This is a genomic window from Candidatus Fukatsuia symbiotica, from assembly GCF_003122425.1.
In the GTDB taxonomy this organism is placed as follows: Bacteria; Pseudomonadota; Gammaproteobacteria; order Enterobacterales; family Enterobacteriaceae; genus Fukatsuia; species Fukatsuia symbiotica.
This window is the reverse complement of record NZ_CP021659.1, coordinates 1,813,815-1,834,292: the sequence shown is the minus strand read 5'-3', so window position 1 is coordinate 1,834,292 and position 20,478 is coordinate 1,813,815. Positions and strand designations below refer to the sequence as shown.

Below are 20,478 nucleotides of genomic sequence, written 5' to 3'. Positions count from 1 at the left end.
AACAGCGGATATGGACGGTTAAAATTAATCGCCCATGTCTTCTGTATCCTGCCCTGATTATTCTCTAAGCAGATTCATTGGGTTGGCCAAGGATTTATCTTCTTCAGATAACGCATTAATCTTCAACATATTAAACATACTATTGGCAAGCTCGCGTTCTCCCATGATCACCTGACTTGCCCCACACTTTGAGATATAAACCACAGCATCGTCATAATGAGCACGTACCAGAATCTCAATATCAGGTCGTTTAGCACGTGCAGAAGCCACGATTTCCCCCGCTTCGTAGCCGTCGGGAATAGTCAGTAGCAGCCAGCGGGCGGAGTCCAAACCAGCAAGAGACATGATTTCAGTATTAGTTGCATTGCCTTGTATTGCATTTATCCCTTGTTTTCTCAGTGTTTCTATCCGTGGACGTGAATTTTCGACCACTACCAGCGGTATTCCTTCAGCACTGAGCCTTGCCCCTAGTAAGCTGCCTACGCGACCATAACCCACTAATAAAGCATGATTGAATAAGTCAATTGGAATTTGTTTTTTTTCTTCAACCACCTCTTCTAAAATTTGGTCTTGTGATGTTTCTGTGTTACGTAGATAACGCTCAAGTAGGCTAAAGAGCAGTGGATTGAGCATAATGGAGAAAATCGCACTGGCCAGTACCAGATTACGACCATATTCAGGCAATAAACCGAGAGCACTCCCCAAACCTGCCAAAATAAATGCAAACTCCCCAATTTGCGCCAAACTTGCCGAAATCGTCAGAGCCGTGCGTTTTGAGTGACCAAATAGACGAACAAGCGTAAATGCTGCAATTGATTTTCCAAAGATGATAATGCTCACAGCAGCAATAATCGCTAAGGGTTCACGCACTAAAATTATCGGGTCAAGTAGCATGCCAACGGAGACAAAAAATAATACTGCGAAGGCATCACGTAGCGGTAAGGTATCCTGAGCAGCCCTGTGACTAAGTTCAGATTCATTCAATACCATACCCGCAAAGAAGGCGCCCAACGCGAAGGAAACATCAAATAAAGCCACGGCACCATAGGCAATACCTAACGCAAGCACTAATACGGCCAGAGTGAACAGCTCTCGTGAGCCGGTGCGAGCGGTTCTAACTAGGATCCAGGGAACCAAGCGGCTGCCAACAACAATCATCAACGTAATAAAAGCGATGACCTTACCGATGGTAATAGCCAATTCAGTAAGAAGTTGACGAGTACCGCTATTTTCATTCCCTAATACCTCAGCGAAAGCAGGAAGCAGTACTAATGTTAGCACCATAACCAAATCTTCCACGATTAACCAACCGATAGCTATTTTTCCACGTTGGCTATCAATCAGTTGCCGTTCTTCCAACGCGCGTAGTAATACTACTGTACTGGCGGTCGACAAACATAAACCAAACACCAGTCCAGTCATGGGCTCCCACCCTAACAGATGAGACAGACCAACACCCAACAGGGTAGCGACGATAATTTGAGCTATGGCTCCGGGAATAGCAATAGATTTTACTGCCAGGAGATCCTTAAGAGAAAAATGGAGCCCAACCCCGAACATTAACAAAATAACACCAATATCTGCCAATTCTGGCGCCAACGAGAGATCAGCCACAAAACCAGGTGTGAAAGGTCCAATCAAGACCCCCGCGGTAAGATACCCAACCAGGGGTGAAATACGCAGGCGATGTGCCAATGTTCCTAAAAAGAAAGCGAGAACCAAACCACCGACTATCGTAGTGATTAATGGGGTTGAATTGTGCATCCAGACTCCTATGAGTTGCTATATACCTACAGATCATACGAGTAATGTGTACTACCAATGGTAGCGTGTCAATGCTGGATACATTTGTTGCAAGCGTTTTTTTGGTTACGCACTATCACTGAAGACAGTTACATTTTTGTAAATGCGAGCCTATCCTGAAATTTGAACGCATACCTGTAATCAATGTGTCCTAAAAATCTGTCCGGTTTTACTTGACCACTACACCATCCTGATGGTAAATCTAAACTCGACCATATACAGGATATAGCATAGGCATTATAAATTGATGTATCATTTAAGAATGACTTATCCATTAAAATTCCGCCAACATGTATTGGCTATTAAAAAGCAAGAAAAGCTCACTTATGCTGAAACAGCGTCACGTTTTTGTGTAGGGATAGCGAGCCTAATGCGCTGGGCTAAACGTATCGACCCTTGCCTGACTCGTGATAAACCGGCGACCAAAATAAACCGTGCAGCGTTGCTCCTTGATGTGGAAACTTACCCTGATGCGTCTCAATACAAAACGAGCCGGGTTTAGCTATAAAAAAAACATTTTATCATCCCAAAATCGACGTCCAAGCTCGAAAAGATTTTCAGAGCAAGATTCAGGCCTATGAAGCCTGTAATACCCCGATAATTTACGTGGATGAAAGCGGTTTTGCCCATCATATGCCTCGTCTTTATGGTTATTCAATTAAAGGTAAGCGCTATTACGGCCAACACGATTGGCATGCCAAAGCACGAACTAACGTCATTGGCGCTCAGCTTAACGGAAAATTAACCACAGTTCTGCCATATCAATAGCGATATTTTTTATGCCTGGGTCACTCAAGATTTATTGCCAAAATCCCCTCGAGGGGCCGTCCTCGTGATGGATAATGCAAGATTCCATAAACGCCAAGACATCCAGTCTGCTAGACAGAAAGCCGGCTTTATTCTGGAATATTTCCCCACTTATTCCCCTGATATGAACCCCATTGAGCATAAATGGGCTCAAGCAAAAGCACTTCGGAGAAAGCGACAATGTGATATCGACACTCTCTTTTCTGACCCTTTATTTTAAATCAATTTATATCGCCTAAGCCATAAATATACGACATGACTCATCTTTATGTTGTAATTAGAATAGAATTGTTCTGCGATACGTGTTGACCCTCATGAATGCATAGTCTGTGGTTGTCGTTTAGTTTTAAGTGGGATAACACCCGGATTACCATGGCATAAATTAATAAATCATCATGAATCTCTGGCAAAAATGAAAGGGATTTAGCCTCTACAGGGAAGTTGCTCCTCATAAAATCCCAATGGGAACGATGGGTAAAGCGAAATCGCTGTTTGCGCATACGTACGTTTTTTTTGCTCTTTGTAGCGAGCCTGCTATCCATCTATCGGGAAGGGGGGGAAAGCTCTTCATTATCTGCATTAAAATATCTACTTATTAAAATATATCTTTGAAAAAGTAGAATTTATAAAATAGTATTGATTGGGTTAATCCCCCACCGCCATTTCTCAAAAACAAGATTTGGAACTGTTTAATCATTACGAACACGATGGCCGTGTTCGAGATCGAAGAGAGCACTACATCATAGATATCTGTGCTTATGTTGAAACAAGATTTGGTGTCTGTTACAGGGTATCTGGCATGACAAAATGGCTGAAGGCGCGTCGCTTCAGTTATAAGCAACCTAAAGCAACACCGGTTTACGAGTCAGACACAACCGGTTTTTCTCCTCAACCAAGGAGTTTCGTGAAGCTAAGCACATGGGCAAAAATTGCTCCCTTTCTCAGAGGCAGAATTAACGACAATTTTCAAACTATTGACGCCGTACCTTCAAGTTGAATGGATATATACCCATCGCCATTAAAACCACTGGAAAATTTGCTCAACTAGATTAAAAATAAGGTCATGAAAATAAACTCACTGACAGCCTCTCAAAAACAAGATTTGGAACGCCTTCATCGTTACGAACACGATGGCCGTGTTCGAGATCGAATCAAAGCGGTGTTGTTGAAAAATAAAGGCTGGAATAACAAAGCGCTTGCCCAAGCATTACGTATTCATGAAGAAACAGTAAGGCAACATGTAACAGATTGGCTTTCAGACGAAAAATTAAAGCCTGAAAATGGCGGCTCGTATAGTAAGTTGAGCGTGCATGAATCTTTATTGCTTGAAAAACACATTGAAAGCACGACTGATACCCGTGTCATCGATATCTGTGCTTATGTGGAAACCCAATTTGGCGTCTGTTACACCGTATCTGGCATGACAAAATGGCTGCAAGCGCATTGTTTTAGCTATAAGCAGCCCAAAGCGACGCCGGTTAAAGTGGATGTTGCTCAGCAAGAAGCGTTTATCGCGTCTTATTTCACTTTGCTAGAGAGTGCTCTTAAGAATAAACCGATTGTTTTTATGGATTCAGCCCCTCCAACGATGGTCACCAAAGTGGTCTGCGGTTGGATAAGGAAAGGCAAAGATAAGCCGCTGGTCAAAACAGGGGCAAAAACACGGGTTAATGTCATGGGAGCCATTGAATTGAGCACCATGAAGGTGGTCAGTGCCCGTCCTGAGCAGGTGAATTCAGAAACCACCGTCGCTTTTTTTGAGCAGCTCAAAGCTGCTTATCCTGATGCACAAAAGATACACATTATTTTAGATAATTCTGGCTATCATTGCCGTCAGCGAGTCAAAGACGCCGCAGTAGGAAAAAAGATAAGAATGGTAATGAGATGTCAGACTATCCCTGTACGAAAGACCTTTATAAAGCATTTTTACAAGCGAGTAGTGTCAGATATTCTGGTCTAGCGTTGTCAGAAGTGAGCCCGTCGAGGGTATCGCATGATAGCGTAAGCCGGTGGTTAAAGAGCCGGTGTTTTCGTCCGAAAGAGTTGTGGCAACTTGTCGCCCCTCGATAGACCGGGAAGCACCTTGTTTTCTGATTGCGGATGATAGAGTGCTAGCCAAAAAACGGAGTAAGAAGATAGAGCGAGTTCATTATCACTATTCTGGTAATGAACATGATGTGATAGCCGGTATTGGTTTGGTTAATCTGTTGTGGCAGGGTCTTGAAAAGGGAGAGTCAGTGCCTATTGACTACCGAATTGACGACAAAGAGACCGACGGAAAAACAAAAAACTCGCATTTTTGCGACATGCTCAAACTGGCAAAAGCGAGGGGTATAGCCCCTGAAGCGGTGGTAATGGATGCGTGGTATTCGGTATTCAAGTTTAGATAATCTCAACGCCATTCGTTCTCCTGGCTGGATTGGGGTCACCACCTTGAGAAAGAACCGGATAGTTAATCGCAACGTCACATTAGCCTCACTTGATATTCCAGAAGAAGGGCTTTCAGTACACCTGCGGGGCGATGGTTGGGTGACAGTCTTCAAGTTTGTGACCAAACACGGTCGCATTGATTATGTTGCAACGAACAAAGAGAACCCCACCCGGGAACAGATGAAGGCTGTCACCGAGGCCCGTTGGTCTGTTGAAGTTTATCATCGGGAAATCAAACAAACTTGTGGTATATACCCGTGATCAATGAAGATGCTTGATTTTGAAGTCGATAAGGATCATGCTCATAGCCATGAAAATAGAGCTGACTGCTGACCAGAAAATTACCCTCGAAGCCCAACATCGTCAAAGCCATGACCGCCGTGTCTGTGACAGGATCCGGTGTGTTTTGTTGTCCGCAGACGGCTGGACTCCCCCTATGATTGCTCACTCACAGCTCATTAATGAAACCACGGTGCGGCGCCACCTTACAGACTATCATAAACTCAACAAGCTCAAGCCTGAAAATGGCGGCTCCGATGGCTATCTCAATGCGGAACAGACCACGTCGCTGGTTGAACATCTCACCCAGCCGCTCTACCACCACAATCACCAAATTGTGGCGTATATCGCTGGACGCTGGAACATCACCTTTACCGTATCAGGTCTGTATAAAGGGTTGAAGCAGCATGGCTTTAGCTATAAAAAGCCGAAAGGTGTTCCGCATAAATTTGCCGTTGAGAAACAGCCGCAATTTATAAAGACCTACAGCGAATTGAAAGACGCCGCGGGTAATGACCCCATACTGTTTATTGATGCCGTTCATCCGACACAAGCCACCAAAATAAGCTACGGCTGGATACGAAAAGGCCAGGATAAAACGATAGAGACCACCGGGAGCAGAACGCGGTTGAATATCATGGGAGCCTTGAACATCCAGAATGTGGCTAACCCCATAATCCGTGATGATGAGACGATTAACAGCGAAAATGTGGTTCACTTCCTGTCTGCCATTCGCGCGCATTATCCCATCACGACAACGGCACATGTGATCCTCGAGGGTGCAGGCTATCACCGTTCACAGCTTGTGCAAGACGCCGCGCTTACGTTGAATATCCAGCTTCATTACCTTCCGCCGTATAGCCCGAATCTAAACCCGATAGAGCGATTGTGGAAGGTGATGAATGAGCAAACACGAAACAATAGATATTACCCATCTAAACAGAGTTTTAAGAACGATATCTTAAACTTCTTTGAAGTGAAGCTACCACAAATGGCAAGTTCTCTGGTATCTCGCTTAAACGATAATTTCCAGGCGCTAAATCCTGCATCTTGATTTCACTTGGGTATATAGGTACAAAATTCGCGGATCATAAATCTGAAAATGAGAGAAAATTAACTTTTCATTATTATGAATGACATGTAGAAGAGGTAAATTTGCACTATCAGAACAACGAGCAAAATGATAAAAATGCAATAATTGTTCTAACGGAGCAACAACTGCAGCATATCGAAGAAAATCCAGCCGTAGCCTACCTTATCAGCCTTGGTTCCAAGCGGAGCAGGCAGACAATGAGTTCCTTCCTTAACAAGGTGGCAAAGATGATCGGGTACCAAAGCATGAAAGATTGTGTTTGGCATGTACTGCGTCGTCATCATATTCAGGCTATCTTGGCGATGTTATCTGATTCTGGGAAGGCGCCGACTACCATTAACACCTACTTATCAGCGCTCAAAGGGGTTGCTCTCGAAGCGTGGACAATGAAGCAACTTGATACCGATAGCTATCAACATATCAAACATATAGGCTCGTTCAAAGGAAACCGATTACCAAAGGGAAGAGCACTTGAGGAATCAGAGATCAGGGCATTATTTTTCACATGTGAAAGTGACCTTTCATGTAGAGGGCTTCGTGATGCCGCGATTATTGGTATTCTTCTCGGGTGTGGTCTGCGTCGTTCTGAAATCGTAGCACTTGATTTTGAGCACATTGTCCACAAGGAGCAGGCACTAAAGGTACGTGGTAAAGGTAATAAAGAACGACTTGCATACATGCCGAAAGGGACTTGGCTCAGACTTAATAAATGGGTGGAGGAAGTACGCGGCGAGCACAACGGCTCCCTTTTTCCACGGATCAGACGGCATGACGATGTGACTGACCATAGAATGTCAGACCAAGCTATCTACCACATTTTACATACCCGACGTATAGAAAGCGGCCTAGAAAAGTTCGCACCCCATGACCTTCGCAGAACTTTTGCTTCTGCCATGCTTGATAATAATGAAGACATAGTAACGGTTAAAGATGCAATGGGTCATTCCAGCATAGCCACAACCCAAAAGTACGACCGCCGTGGCGATGACCGTTTAAAACGAGCAAGTAAACGTCTCAATTTTTAGTCCTTATATCACAGCTTTAAGCCCTTTGCATGAAAGATCACTTTCACATGTGAAAAATAACGCCCTGATCTCTGATTTTTCAAGCGCCTTTTGATATTGAAGGATCTCTATTCGTAATAGACAATCAAAATTTATACAAGCGAGCAGGGTTATCAACAAGGATTTTTTTGTACATTTCCACTGGGGGAGCCCATTTCTGCAATAACCCTAAGATATGCCGATCGGCGACAACTCTGAACAGACTTAGCGACGTTGGTAAGCAGCTGGATGTTCTATCGGTATGCCGCCAATCATTTACCCATAGTTATACGAGCCGTATTCGCCTCAATATAACTGAAAGACATAATAATGATTATGCACTATATTGAGAGAATAAGGCGTCAAGGCTGCAATTTAAGTCCCTTCTTTTGCTTTTGGCTTGTGCCCATTTATGTTCAATGCGATTGAGAGCTCACTTTTACCCACAACGTTGAATGAAAAATGATTCAGGTGAAATTGGATTATTGGTAGAGTCAATAGTTAAATCAGGAAACAGGCACATGAAAACAGTAACGGGTAATGGGAATGAGTGGATCCGTGAAGAATTTCATCAAATTGATTTCGGAGATAAACGCCTTAAAGAGCGTTTTTTTGAAACAGCGGGCTTATTATCATCAAAAGCGTCAGGTTCAATTTACCCAAGCTGTCATGGTTCCTGGTCACAGGCCAAAGGGGCTTATCGATTTTTTAGCAATGAAAGAGTGAGCGAGAGCGCGCTATTCCGTACACATTGTGTACAAACACAAAAACGTCTGGAAGGGCGTTCACTGGTTTTTTTCTCTTCAGGACAGATCAGAGTTGGATTTTGACACACATAAAAAGACAGAGGGGTTGGGAAGTATATCTAAAGCCTATCACAAACATAAAATGGGGTTGATGCTTCATGCAATTTTGATGGTAACTCAGGAGGGCTTGCCACTTGGGTTATCCTCGCTTAAATGCTGGTCACGTGTTTCCCGAGAGGAACCCCCTCAGGAAAAACAGCGGCGGCTTTATCAATCGACAATGAAAGAGAAAGAAAGTATTAAGTGGATAGAGACCCTCTACGAGACAGCGGCGCTGATACCCAAAGATACCTGCTTAATCACGCTGGGAGACAGAGAAGCGGATATTTTCGAACTTTTTCGGGTTGCAAGCTCACTAAAAACATTTTTTATTATCCGCAACCGGAAAGACAGAAAATTTATCGATGAAAAGGGGAAAAAAACAACGGTGCAAACCGCCTTGTCAAAGACGCCGATTTTAAAAACCATAGCACTCACCCTGCCCAAAAATCAGCAAAGGGTAGCAAGAACGGCTTATGTGGATATTCGCTCCATTTCAGGCTGGCTCCCCATTAGAAATAATCTAGTTTATGGGCCTACCAATAAAGACGCTTCACGGCATATCCATGAAAAGGTTCACGTATCTGCCATCAGTGTTAAAGAACAGCCTCCTCCAGAAGGAGTAGCGCCTGTCGAATGGGTATTATTGACCAATTTGACGGCCACTGACGCCTTTGAAGCAGAAGAGAAAGTGAATTGGTATAGACTGAGATGGAAGATAGAAGAGTTCTTCAACACACTGAAATCAGGATGTTGTGTTGAACAATGTCGTTTAAATACGGCAACCAAACTAACGAAAATGATCACACTCAAAAGCATTATCGCCTTCAAACTGATGTATATACCCAAGTGAAATCAAGATGCAGGATTTAGCGCCTGGAAATTATCGGTTAAGCGAGATACCAGAGAACTTGCCATTTGTGGTAGCTTCACTTCAAAGAAGTTTAAGATATCGTTCTTAAAACTCTGTTTAGATGGGTAATATCTATTGTTTCGTGTTTGCTCATTCATCACTTTCCACAATCGCTCTATCGGGTTTAGATTCGGGCTATACGGCGGAAGGTAATGAAGCTGGATATTCAACGTAAGCGCGGCGTCTTGCACAAGCTGTGAACGGTGATAGCCTGCACCCTCGAGGATCAGATGGTTGAGTTCACCCTCTCCAGCCCGGCGGATTTGCAAGGTTTGCTAATTCCTACACGGCAAATCCATTCGCTGTGCACCTGGGCCATGCGTGGTGACTACCGCAGTGGTAACGGCTGTGATTACACGGGTAGCCAATATTTTGATGAGCAGGGCAACTCCACCGATGATCCGACTAAAGACAGATGCACTGGCCGGTTAGTGGAATGTAAAAACCGTTTCGGCAAACATAATCCGTTACCTTTTGGCGGGTTTCCAGGCTCCGCGCTGATCAAGAGGTGAGGATGCGTAAAAGAACGCTACAGGCGATGCTGGCTCATGCGGCTGCCGCTTATCCCTTTGAGTGTTGTGGTGTCATCGCGCAGCAATCACGGCGAGAACGTTATTTCCCCTGCCGTAATTTAGCCGTTAAACCAACAGAACAGTTTTATCTCGATCCTCAAGGCTACATGGATGCTGAAAACTGGGGCACCATCACGGCAATCGTACACAGTCATCCCGATGCCACGAGTCAGCCATCGGAATTGGACAGGGCACAATGTGACCATACCCAACTGCCCTGGTATATCGTCAGCTGGCCTGAGGGCGATGTGCGCACACTTCAGCCCCGAGGCGAGCTACCGCTGGTAGGGCGTGAATTTGTCCTTGGGCATACCGACTGTTGGGGGTTGATACTGTCTTATTTTCGCCAGACGCATGGCATTGAATTGCATGATTATCGGGTAGATCACCCTTGGTGGGAATCAGGTCAGGAAAACAGGTATCTGGATAATTGGTATCAATGTGGATTTCGTGAATTTAGCGGAGAATACCAGCCAGGTGATGTAGTGATGATGCAGGTATCCGCACCGGTTGCCAATCATGCGGGGATTTTGCTGGCAGACGGTATGTTATTGCATCACCTGTATGGCAAACCCAGCCAGCGCGTGCCTTACGGCGGGTATTGGCAAGAGCGTACGGTGAAAGTGGTGAGGCATAAGATGTTATTGTGAAAGAATACAGGGTAAATAGACATAGCAGGAAATATACAACATGATTATTAATAAATATCATTTAATATCACTATCTGGTTTTGATTTTTACAATCAATGTATAATTTCTCCTGCTATAATCTACAACCTATCGTCGATTATTTTTCTGTAGTAAGTACAGTAAATTTGCAGTTTGTCGGATCCTGATTAACACATTCATAAAATTTCTCTCCCAGCGCCATTGACTCTTCTTGCCAGTTTGGCTTATTTGTGGTGGGAATAGATACTATCAGGTTCTCTTCTTGTTTCTTACCTTGTTTATAAAATCTCATATCGATATCACCCTTTTCTAATTCGTAGGAGCAAGTAACCAATATGCCTCTTTCTAATTTTTCTATTGGTCGATAGAGCGCTTGAGAGAAATTTTTAACCGGTCCACCGCCTCTTCTTATTGCAAGCCATTGCCCTTCTGGTGTAGTAGCCAAATACTGTGAATTTTTAACAGAAATATCGGCTATTGAGGGACAGTTCATTTCGTTTCCAGCATTTGCACTAACAGAAAAAAGTGCGACGCTGGTGAAGGCAATAATTGTTTTTAGCTTCATTATGTTGTCCTTAATTAGTATTAATTGATATTTTTAGCAATTACCTTAGAGTATATTACCATTTTGGTTTTTATTTGTTTGGCGTGGATAAAACCTAGTTTTAGGCACATGTTAGCTGAATGAGAGGCTGATAGATAACATAGTTTCTTAATAAAAAGCAAGAATTCAAAAATCACTCCAAGTTACCAACGTTAGGATGCACCCTTGATTTTTTACTAGAAATATTTTTCCTACCCATTTTTGTGATTTCACTTAGATTAAAGGTGACGGGCTATTGTCGATTTTTCAGTTAACTTACTGGTCCATCATAAAAATCACCCAGCTACTCCTGCAGCCTTCGGGAGCCAATACCATGGCAGCACTCCACCAAACGTTACGAACAATCCGCCTGTACGGAAAACTCGGGCACCTGTTTGGCCGTGTGCATCAACTCGCGGTCGAGACCCCAGAGAAGCGATAAAAGCGCTGTCGGCTATCCTGCCTGGGTTTGAGCAATTTATGTTACGCAGTCAAGCACAAGGCCTGACCTTTGCAGTATTTAACGGCCAGTACAATATTAGCAGAGAAGAATTAGCCAGCGCCCACGGCAGCCAGGATATTCGCATTGCCCCGGTGATTATCGGCAGCAAACGGGGTGGCGTGTTTCAAACCATTATCGGTGCGATGTTAGTGGCGGCGTCATTTATCCCCGGCGCTCAATTTTTGGCCCCTGTTGGCATTTCCATGATGGTCGGCGGGGTGATTCAGATGCTATCCCCACAACAAAGTGGGTTATCACGCCGTGAGGACCCTGATAACAAGCCGAGCTACGCCTTCGGGGGGCCCGTGAATTCCACCGCACAAGGCAATCCGGTACCGATTGGCTACGGCAAGCGGCGTATCGGGGGTGCAGTGATTTCTGCGGGCATTTACGCGGAAGACCAGATGTAAAAATAACAAAGCAGCGAACACAATCCAGGTCGCCAAGGCGATCTTTTTTTATGGGTAAACTATGGTCATCACAGGAAACAAAGGCGGTAGCCAGCGGCCACCTACGCCCACAGAATCCCCGGACAGCCTGCATTCTACCGCCAAAGCTAAAATATTATTGGCCCTGGGTGAAGGGGAATTTGCGGGCGAATTAGACGGCACCCGTATTTATTTGGATGGCACCCCGCTTAATAATGCAGACGGCAGCGCTAATTTTACCGGTGTCACCTGGGACTACCGCCCCGGCACCCCATCGCAAGACTACATTACCGGGATGCCGAACGTTGAAAATGAAGTTACGGTCAACACCGAGTTAAAGGCCGACACCCCGTGGGTGCGGGCTATCAGCAACACCCAGTTATCTGCGCTGCGTATTCGATTTAGCTGGCCGGCGCTGCAACGTCAGACTGATAACGGCGATGTTAACGGCACTCGCGTTGAGTATGAGATAGAGATGGCGACCGATGGCGGGGCTTACCATACTGTCCTCAAGACCACAGTGGAGGGCAAAACCAGTACAGGGTATCAGCGTTCACACCGTATTAACTTGCCTGACGCGAAAACCGGTTGGCAACTCCGTGTCCGTCGTCTGACACCGAACAGCACCAGTAACCGACTCGCCGATAACATGCACATTGAGGCATTGGCCGAAATCATTGATGCCAAGTTGCGTTATCCCAACACCGCTCTGCTGTATATCGAATTTGATGCCAGCCAGTTTCAGCACATTCCCGTGATTGCCTGTGAGCCCAAGATGCGTACAATACGGGTGCCCACGACCTACGACCCCGCAACGAGGACGTATAAGGGCACGTGGGATGGCACTTTCAAATGGGCGTACAGCAATAATCCGGCCTGGGTGTTCTATGATATTTTGCTCGCCGACCGCTTCGGTCTCGGCCATCGGTTAACCGCTGCACAGGTGGATAAATGGGAGCTGTATCGCATCGCGCAATACTGTGACCAATTCGTCCCCGATGGCAAAGGGGGTAACGGGACCGAACCGCGCTTTCTGTGTGATGTTTACATCCAATCGCAGGCCGAGGCTTTTACCGTATTACGTGATTTGGCGGCGATATTTCGTGGCATGACGTACTGGGCGAATAATCAACTCTGTGCCCTGGCCGACATGCCCCGTGACCGAGATTACCTGTACACCCGTGCCAATGTCATCGACGGACGTTTTTCCTACTCGAGTAGCTCAGAAAAAAGCCGTTACAGTACGGCAATGGTCAGCTGGAGCGACCCGGCTAACGGCTATCAGGATACCATTGAGGCAGTCTCTGATGAAACCTTGGTCCGACGTTATGGCATCAATCAACTGAGTACCACGGCAATCGGCTGTATCCGTCAGACAGAAGCCCACCGCAGAGGATGCTGGGCGCTGCTCACCAATGCCAAAGACCGCTTGGTGACCTTTGATGTCGGTCTATACCCAAGTGAAATCAAGATGCAGGATTTAGCGCCTGGAAATTATCGTTTAAGCGAGATACCAGAGAACTTGCCATTTGTGGTAGCTTCACCTCAAAGAAGTTTAAGATATCGTTCTTAAAACTCTGTTTAGATGGGTAATATCTATTGTTTCGTGTTTGCTCATTCATCACCTTCCACAATCGCTCTATCGGGTTTAGATTCGGGCTATACGGCGGAAGGTAATGAAGCTGGATATTCAACGTAAGCGCGGCGTCTTGCACAAGCTGTGAACGGTGATAGCCTGCACCCTCGAGGATCACATGTGCCGTTGTCGTGATGGGATAATGCGCGCGAATGGCAGACAGGAAGTGAACCACATTTTCGCTGTTAATCGTCTCATCATCACGGATTATGGGGTTAGCCACATTCTGGATGCTCAAGGCTCCCATGATATTCAACCGCGTTCTGCTCCCGGTGGTCTCTATCGTTTTATCCTGGCCTTTTCGTATCCAGCCGTAGCTTATTTTGGTGGTTTGTGTCGGATGAACGGCATCAATAAACAGTATGGGGTCATTACCCGCGGCGTCTTTCAATTCGCTGTAGGTCTTTATAAATTGCTGCTGTTTCTCAACGTCAAATTTATGCGGAACACCTTTCGGCTTTTTATAGCTAAAGCCATGCTGCTTCAACCCTTTATACAGACCTGATACGGTAAAGGTGATGTTCCAGCGTCCAGCGATATACGCCACAATTTGGTGATTGTGGTGGTAGAGCGGCTGGGTGAGATGTTCAACCAGCGACGTGGTCTGTTCCGCATTGAGATAGCCATCGGAGCCGCCATTTTCAGGCTTGAGCTTGTTGAGTTTATGATAGTCTGTAAGGTGGCGCCGCACCGTGGTTTCATTAATGAGCTGTGAGTGAGCAATCATAGGGGGAGTCCAGCCGTCTGCGGACAACAAAACACACCGGATCCTGTCACAGACACGGCGGTCATGGCTTTGACGATGTTGGGCTTCGAGGGTAATTTTCTGGTCAGCAGTCAGCTCTATTTTCATGGCTATGAGCATGATCCTTATCGACTTCAAAATCAAGCATCTTCATTGATCACGGGTATATCCAATCCCAGGCTGAAGCCTTTATCGTACTGCGGGATTTGGCGGCGATATTCCGCGGCATGACCTACTGGGCGAATAATCAACTCTGTGCCCTGGCCGACATGCCCCGTGACCGAGATTACCTGTACACCCGTGCCAATGTCATCGAGGGACGTTTTTCCTACGCCAGCAGCTCAGAAAAAAGCCGCTACAGCACGGCGATGGTCAGCTGGAGCGACCCGGCTAACGGCTATCAGGATACCCTTGAAGCGGTTTCTGATGAAACCTTGGTCCGACGCTATGGCATTAATCAACTGAGCACCACGGCGATTGGCTGTGTCCGTCAGACAGAAGCCCACCGGCGTGGTCGTTGGGCGCTGCTCACCAATGCCAAGGACCGCTTGGTGACCTTTGATGTCGGCTTAGATGGCGCGATTCCATTACCGGGGCACATCATTGCGGTTGCCGACGACATGTTATCGGGGAGAAAAATCGGGGGGCGCATCCGTCACGCCGTCGACTGCGACATCACCTTAGATCGACTCGCTGACGTCAAACCCGGCGATCGGCTGCTGGTTAATCTGCCCAGTGGCACAGCTCAGGCTCGAACCGTCCACGCGGTTAACGGTCAACTTATCACCGTCAGTGTGGCTTACAGTGAAACGCCGCAACCGGAGGCGATTTGGTCGGTGGAGGCCGATGACGTAGCCCTTCAGCACTACCGGGTGACCCGTATCGAGGACAATAACGACAACACTTATCGCATTAATGCTGTCCAACATGACCCCGATAAATATGAACGTATCGACAGCGGCACGCGCCTCGACGAGCGGCCTATCAGTGTGATTCCGTTGACCCTTCAACCCCCTCCGACACACATCACGTTGACCAGCCATGCGGTGATTGCTCAAGGTTTAGCCGTCACCACTTTACAGGTTAATTGGCAGGCAGCCAGCGGTGCGACCGCTTACGACGCCCAATGGCGGCGGGATAAGGGCAACTGGACGCCGCTACTGCGGGTATTGACTTGCGGCTTTGAGGTGCCCAACAGTTATGCTGGGTGCTATCAGGCCAGAGTGAGAGCCATTAACGCGACGGGTAGCACCAGCCTGTGGGTCACGACGCCAGAAATCCCTCTCCAGGGGAAAGAAAATCCACCACCCCAACCGGTTGGCTTGACCACCACACCAATTGTGTTTGGCATCACGCTCAATTGGGCCTTTCCTGCGGGCGCCGAAGATACCTTAAAAACCGAGGTGGAATGCAGCCGTTTTGCTCATGACGCCCATCAGAAGCCACTGATTGACATTGCCTACCCGCAGCGTCATTACACGATGCAGGGTCTGGCTGCGGGGAGAACCTTTTACTTTCGTGCCCGTCTGGTCGATCGACTGGGCAATCAAGGCGCCTGGACACCGTGGGTGCAGGGGGCATCGAGTGACGATGCGGAGATGGTGCTCGATCACATCCGTGATGATATTATGACCACGCATGCCGGTAAAAGACTGACTTCTCAACTCGATACGCTCATAAAAACCAGCCAGGCCAATGAACAAAAACAGGCGCGCACCCGTATTACCCTCGAAAATGAGGTAAAAGGCAAGATAGAAGAAACATTGCTACAGGTGAATGAGAGGCTAGAGCGACAAGACAAAACATTGCAACGGTATAATCAGGGACTTAAATCCCGCTTCAAAATAAGCCAATTACAAACACAAGACGTGCAAAAGACCGCCACGCATCTGGATACCGCATTTGTCACCTACAAAGAGGAGATGGACACGCAATTTGACCGTGCTAACGCGGATATGCTGGCACTCAGACAGGCTCAATCCGATGCTCAGCAGGCGCTGAGTGTTCACCAGGTGGACGTGAGGGCGCGCTTTGATAAAAATGACGCGTTAATAACCGACATCCACACCGCGCACGCCACAGCGAACCAGGCCCTGGCTGACTATCAAAACCGGATAAGTGCCCGATTCGGCAAAAATGAAACGGCGATAAGCCGGGTCAAACTCGCTCAAACCACGGCGACCCAGGCGCTAGCGGAATATCAAAACGTGATTGCCGTGCGATTCCGTGACAACGACGCCGTCATTGAAACCAAAGCCACAACACAATTTACCTCATCAGCCGGTAACGCCCTGTACAGCATAAAAGCGGGCATTCATCATCAGGGCAAGTATTATGATGCGGGCATGGTGGTCGGCGTGGAAACCCGTAACGGGAGTGTAAAATCACAGATAGGCTTTAATGCCGATAATTTTATTTTATTAAGTGGGCAAAATGGCAAAAAGTTCTCGCCCTTTGCGGTAAAAAATAATCAGGTCTTTATACGCGAAGGCTTTATTCAAGATGCGACCATTGACACCGCTCAAATAAAAGAGGCCGCCATCACTCATGCAAAAATTGGCGGGCCTCTCCAGTCGACAAACTGGGCGGCAGGCCATTCAGGATGGAAAATAGAGAAAGCCGGACACGCTGAGTTTAACGATGCCACCTTCAGAGGGACGATATATGCCACCGATGGCTGGTTTAAAGGGACAGTGTCTGCGGATAAAATAGAAGGGGATATTCTGGACATGTCTCCTAATTTTTTTAAAACAAAAAAAGGCAGCATTCCCGATAGCCAATCTGTAATATTCCCTTTGTTTTATATAAAAAAAACAGCCTCACCACGAAGAGTGTTGCTATTAGGGAGAAAAGAGAAAGGGATATCTTTGAACGTATCACCTGATTGGGTCAGAGCAACGATAACCCGTGATGGCATGGATGTGCAATACCTTGGGAAAGCCGGGGCGGGGCTATTAGGAGAGTATGTTAACGCTGTCAACAGATATTGATATCACCATCCCGGCGGGTGAAGGGGAGGTATTAATTGGCTTAAGATTACAATCTACAAGGGGTAAGCTTAGAATGTTCAACTGGACGGCAAGCGGTGATATCTACACCATGAAAAACGCAGCCAGTATCAAAATAGCCTGATTAAGATAACTACCCGTCTATGAATTTTACCGTATGTAGGATGATGTTTTCTATCATCAGACATTTTATATAAAAATAGACGACAAATAACCACATAAATTAACGGTAACAAAAAAAATCAGTAAATAAAAATACGAGGGAGCGATATATTTATTGGCTCAGAGAAGCCACGATAGCGCTTAATACATGGAAACATGACCGAATGGTACTGAATCGGTTGGATATCATGAAAACGTAAATGGGGTGGCTGATATATTCTATTTAGCTCAGTGACATGAATCGCAAATAACCCAGTTTGGTCGGTAATAGCCTCCGTTTATTCGATTTTAAGCGTTTTTTGATATTCCATTTTTATTGGATTGATTATCCTAAAAAAGACGTCTATAAATGGTAATAACAGGAGTAAATTTTATGCTACGTGTCCCACGGACAGGAGAAACTACCAGTGCCCAAATCGTTTCCCCACCCCCGCCTACGTTTCTACATTGGGATCCATAACAGGGGCCAATAGAACTCATCAACAGCTCTCGGGAGAGTCATCACAAACTCAACGAAGCACTCAATACGCTTTAAGAGGATCTCAATATGAAACCAAGGTTATGTTCTCAACGAATACATGGAATAAACAGGATCCATTTTATCCTGTTTCTGGTAGAAGTGCTGCCGGTGGACGTAATATTGCTTTTTTGCAACAAGCTGAAAAAATATTTAATGATGGTACTCAAACCCTTCAACAAAAAAAGAAGCAATTGTTGCGCTAGGCATCAAACTCGACTTACGTGGTTTGGAATTTTTTAATATGCCAGGTAATGTATCGGCAGAATTGAAAGAGGTTAATGGTAAATTGATTGCTGATATTATTAACCATAAATCCGGTGATGAAGCGGTTATTAAAAGAGTCATAGAACCAATGTCTGGCACTGGCACCTATTCTAATTGGATCAGGGCAGTAGGCTTTCAGAGAGAAATGATAGTTAATGACATTAATCCGTTAGTTACATTAACGCAAGGAGCAATTGTCTATCATCCTAATGAAGTACAGAAAAAAATTAAAGAAATTAAATCAGAAGTATTAAAGATTAGCAAAAATCATGGTTTTGATTTTGATGAGAATTTTATTATAAAAATTGATAAACTCCCTCCATCAATATCAATCGATAGTGAAATTAATAAAAATCAGGGGTTAAGACCGGAAGAAAAAACAGAAAAAAATACAGGAAAAAAAGAAATCCTTCAGACATTTTGTAATTCTGAAAAGGCGAAAGAATTGCGGCAAGAAATAAGAACGTACTTCGAAGAAATTGCGAGTGCTTTGGTACCAATAGAAAATGGACAAATAGCCCTAGATACATTAAATAGTGAATCTCGAATACATTTGGCCGCGTTATTTTATATTGCGCAAAATGCTACTGCAAGTTATTCAGACACTGTTAAAATAAACAAATCGCCATCAGGAGAATATACTATGCATTTACCTATGTCTATTCTTTCTAGTGAAAAATGCCAATATATACGCCTGTTTCCTAAAGTAACTAATGATGAAAAAATAAACTTTATTAGCCATGTTCATAACAACAAACTCAATCCTACAAAATTTGTGGCAGGAGATGGTTGGGAGTTATTAAAAAATTCTGATATTAGTTCAAGTGACTTAATAATATTAAGCGGTCATTTCAGCAATGTCTATTTATCTGAAGTTGATTTCGAGGAAAAGATTAAGGAATATATTATTCCTGCCGCTGATAAAGGAGCTCAAATTCTTATTATGAATTCTTTTTCACAGGGAAAAGAAGACATGTTTAAAAAACATGGCTTTCAAGTTTCTACGTGTCAGAGAACATCTACGGCTAAAGGAGATTTTCTATTAGCGTTGAAAAATATCATCACAGATGATGCAGTACTAACACAACAATATCTAGATGAAATGACCCAAATATCAGCATGGAGTGATGTGACACAACGTCTCGCTGACGAACTAAAGCCGCTGCTTCCTCGTTTGTATAATGAAATAAAGAGAACTGTCAGCGAATCAACTAATAGAGATAGTTGTGAAAGCTTAAATGAGGTACTACGGGTAATAGAGCCATTTATGCATCAGCCTTCTTTTGAAAAAGAGCAGCTAGAACAGCTAGTGAATATCTGTCAACATATAAAAACGATTGTTACTTGGGAGCCGAGTTTGAGTCAGCGGGCCTTATCGCTCGCCACTAGGTGCCGTGATAGGATAGAAGATGGACTTAAACAAAGGACGACAACGCAACAAATGGTGAAAAACATGAGCAGGGTATCTTCAAGCCTTTTCGATAGGAGCGTTAATGCTATGGCCGATGTCATTGTGGGTTTAAGTCCTTCCGGCTCCACCAGTCGTTCTGGTCAACACGGCGATCCTCAACGTTCAACAGATACATGGGCCCAGACTGCGAATGCTTTGTATGAAGGTTATGCTATTTCTAATGAAAAGAGGGAAAAAAATAAAGCGAATGCGGAAATAGAAGAAAAAAGGCATCAAGAACAGTTGAAAAGGAAGTACGAGAGTAGACAAAATACTATTCCTGATTCTTCTTCGCTAAATATTGGGGTGGCAACATCTATGAATAGTAGATCCTTGTCAACGGAGCGCCACAGAGAGGGTGAATATCAAACAGAAGATTCTTCACATATCTTTGATACAGAGGGAGAAGTTGCAAGCCTAGAGGCTCGGTTGGCGAAGCTAAGAGAATTTAATATGAGTAACCTGCTAGACCCTAGCACCAGTACTCCGGCACTACAACGCCGACTAGATGCGCTCAGAAGTGATTCCAGCAGCCGACAGGCTAAAAAATCTCGTACCCGTATTGCCGAGGGAATAGATGAATTTGGCAAACCGTTCACCTCTACGTTTACTTGGTAGTGGGCTAGATCTGTAATTTTTTCTAAGCCGCAGGTTACAGGTTCGAATCCAGCAGGGCGCACCAATGAAATCAATAATTTACATACAATTGCACACTGAATTTTCAAC

The 20,478-nt window shown here is 45.2% G+C and carries 16 protein-coding genes and 7 pseudogenes; 19 read left to right on the top strand and 4 right to left on the bottom strand.

All coding sequences use genetic code 11. The annotated features are described in order from the left end of the window. Positions 1–57: 57 nt before the first annotated feature. Positions 58–1,764, bottom strand: a complete 1,707-nt coding sequence (gene ybaL, locus CCS41_RS08880) for a YbaL family putative K(+) efflux transporter (protein WP_072550942.1) — start codon at positions 1,762–1,764, stop codon at positions 58–60. A gap of 301 nt (positions 1,765–2,065) precedes the next feature. Here ybaL and CCS41_RS08875 point away from each other — a divergent pair, with 301 nt between their 5' ends. From CCS41_RS08875 to CCS41_RS08835, 10 genes and pseudogenes are all read left to right on the top strand, one after another. Continuing rightward, a complete protein-coding gene (locus tag CCS41_RS08875; protein WP_240313744.1) occupies positions 2,066–2,305 on the top strand; it encodes an IS630 transposase-related protein in 240 nt (79 codons plus the stop codon). A 131-nt stretch (positions 2,306–2,436) separates the two neighbouring features. Further along, entirely contained in the window at positions 2,437–2,571 is a 135-nt protein-coding gene (locus CCS41_RS17205; protein WP_275887652.1) for a hypothetical protein, read from the top strand. Between the two features lie 34 nt (positions 2,572–2,605). Continuing rightward, on the top strand, positions 2,606–2,830 hold the full coding sequence (locus tag CCS41_RS16685) for a transposase (RefSeq protein WP_240313743.1): 225 nt from the start codon (positions 2,606–2,608) through the stop codon (positions 2,828–2,830). A gap of 81 nt (positions 2,831–2,911) precedes the next feature. Continuing rightward, positions 2,912–3,037, top strand: a pseudogene (locus CCS41_RS17705) (IS91 family transposase); the annotation flags it as partial. A gap of 636 nt (positions 3,038–3,673) precedes the next feature. Continuing rightward, positions 3,674–4,570: an IS630 family transposase gene (locus tag CCS41_RS08860; RefSeq protein WP_119797489.1), complete on the top strand. Its 897-nt coding sequence runs from the start codon at positions 3,674–3,676 to the stop codon at positions 4,568–4,570. Next, a pseudogene (locus tag CCS41_RS17700) lies at positions 4,495–5,292 on the top strand (IS701 family transposase); the annotation flags it as partial. The gene CCS41_RS08860 and the pseudogene CCS41_RS17700, both read left to right, overlap by 76 nt. A gap of 58 nt (positions 5,293–5,350) precedes the next feature. Beyond that, positions 5,351–6,373, top strand: a complete 1,023-nt coding sequence (locus CCS41_RS08850) for an IS630 family transposase (RefSeq protein ID WP_119797243.1) — start codon at positions 5,351–5,353, stop codon at positions 6,371–6,373. Positions 6,374–6,513: 140 nt separating this feature from the next. Further along, entirely contained in the window at positions 6,514–7,437 is a 924-nt protein-coding gene (locus CCS41_RS08845; protein WP_240313908.1) for a tyrosine-type recombinase/integrase, read from the top strand. A 473-nt stretch (positions 7,438–7,910) separates the two neighbouring features. After that, positions 7,911–8,285, top strand: a complete 375-nt coding sequence (locus CCS41_RS08840; RefSeq protein WP_083429569.1) for an IS4/Tn5 family transposase DNA-binding protein — start codon at positions 7,911–7,913, stop codon at positions 8,283–8,285. Continuing rightward, positions 8,275–9,153 carry an IS4 family transposase gene (locus tag CCS41_RS08835; protein ID WP_162860040.1) on the top strand — a complete coding sequence of 293 codons (879 nt, stop codon included), beginning with the start codon at positions 8,275–8,277 and terminating at the stop codon, positions 9,151–9,153. The genes CCS41_RS08840 and CCS41_RS08835 overlap by 11 nt, the downstream gene beginning before the upstream one ends. Positions 9,154–9,155: 2 nt before the next feature. On the opposite strand, the pseudogene CCS41_RS08830 reads toward CCS41_RS08835, so the two are convergent. Then, positions 9,156–9,446: pseudogene (locus tag CCS41_RS08830) on the bottom strand (transposase); the annotation flags it as partial. Between CCS41_RS08830 and CCS41_RS08825 the strand changes: the two are divergent. After that, positions 9,444–9,725 (top strand): annotated as a pseudogene (locus tag CCS41_RS08825) (phage minor tail protein L); the annotation flags it as partial. The pseudogenes CCS41_RS08830 and CCS41_RS08825 sit on opposite strands and share 3 nt — an antisense overlap. A 2-nt stretch (positions 9,726–9,727) precedes the next feature. Continuing rightward, complete coding sequence (locus tag CCS41_RS08820) at positions 9,728–10,435, top strand: C40 family peptidase (RefSeq protein ID WP_072551169.1); 708 nt, start codon at positions 9,728–9,730, stop codon at positions 10,433–10,435. 137 nt (positions 10,436–10,572) lie between these two features. Here the strand turns inward: CCS41_RS08820 and CCS41_RS08815 are convergent, their stop codons facing one another. Continuing rightward, positions 10,573–11,019, bottom strand: coding sequence for a DUF3757 domain-containing protein (locus CCS41_RS08815; RefSeq protein WP_072551168.1), 447 nt, complete (start codon positions 11,017–11,019; stop codon positions 10,573–10,575). Between the two features lie 352 nt (positions 11,020–11,371). Here CCS41_RS08815 and CCS41_RS08810 point away from each other — a divergent pair. Next, a pseudogene (locus CCS41_RS08810) lies at positions 11,372–11,949 on the top strand (tail assembly protein). A 61-nt stretch (positions 11,950–12,010) separates the two neighbouring features. Then, positions 12,011–13,420: pseudogene (locus tag CCS41_RS08805) on the top strand (TipJ family phage tail tip protein); the annotation flags it as partial. Between the two features lie 13 nt (positions 13,421–13,433). Here CCS41_RS08805 and CCS41_RS08800 read toward each other — a convergent pair. Then, complete coding sequence (locus tag CCS41_RS08800; protein WP_119797486.1) at positions 13,434–14,456, bottom strand: IS630 family transposase; 1,023 nt, start codon at positions 14,454–14,456, stop codon at positions 13,434–13,436. Positions 14,457–14,512: 56 nt separating this feature from the next. On the opposite strand from CCS41_RS08800, the pseudogene CCS41_RS15680 reads away from it, so the two are divergent. The 5 genes and pseudogenes from CCS41_RS15680 to CCS41_RS08790 form a co-directional block, all read left to right on the top strand. Continuing rightward, positions 14,513–16,045, top strand: a pseudogene (locus tag CCS41_RS15680) (TipJ family phage tail tip protein); the annotation flags it as partial. Positions 16,046–16,270: 225 nt separating this feature from the next. Further along, positions 16,271–17,338: a phage tail tip fiber protein gene (locus CCS41_RS16675; protein ID WP_323586441.1), complete on the top strand. Its 1,068-nt coding sequence runs from the start codon at positions 16,271–16,273 to the stop codon at positions 17,336–17,338. Next, complete coding sequence (locus tag CCS41_RS15675) at positions 17,313–17,480, top strand: hypothetical protein (protein ID WP_162860039.1); 168 nt, start codon at positions 17,313–17,315, stop codon at positions 17,478–17,480. Before CCS41_RS16675 ends, CCS41_RS15675 begins: the two co-directional genes overlap by 26 nt. A gap of 485 nt (positions 17,481–17,965) precedes the next feature. Continuing rightward, a complete protein-coding gene (locus CCS41_RS15670; protein WP_162860038.1) occupies positions 17,966–18,241 on the top strand; it encodes a hypothetical protein in 276 nt (91 codons plus the stop codon). A gap of 38 nt (positions 18,242–18,279) precedes the next feature. Then, positions 18,280–20,370 (top strand): hypothetical protein, encoded by a 2,091-nt coding sequence (locus tag CCS41_RS08790; RefSeq protein WP_119797484.1) that lies wholly within the window; start codon positions 18,280–18,282, stop codon positions 20,368–20,370. Positions 20,371–20,478 lie beyond the last annotated feature (108 nt).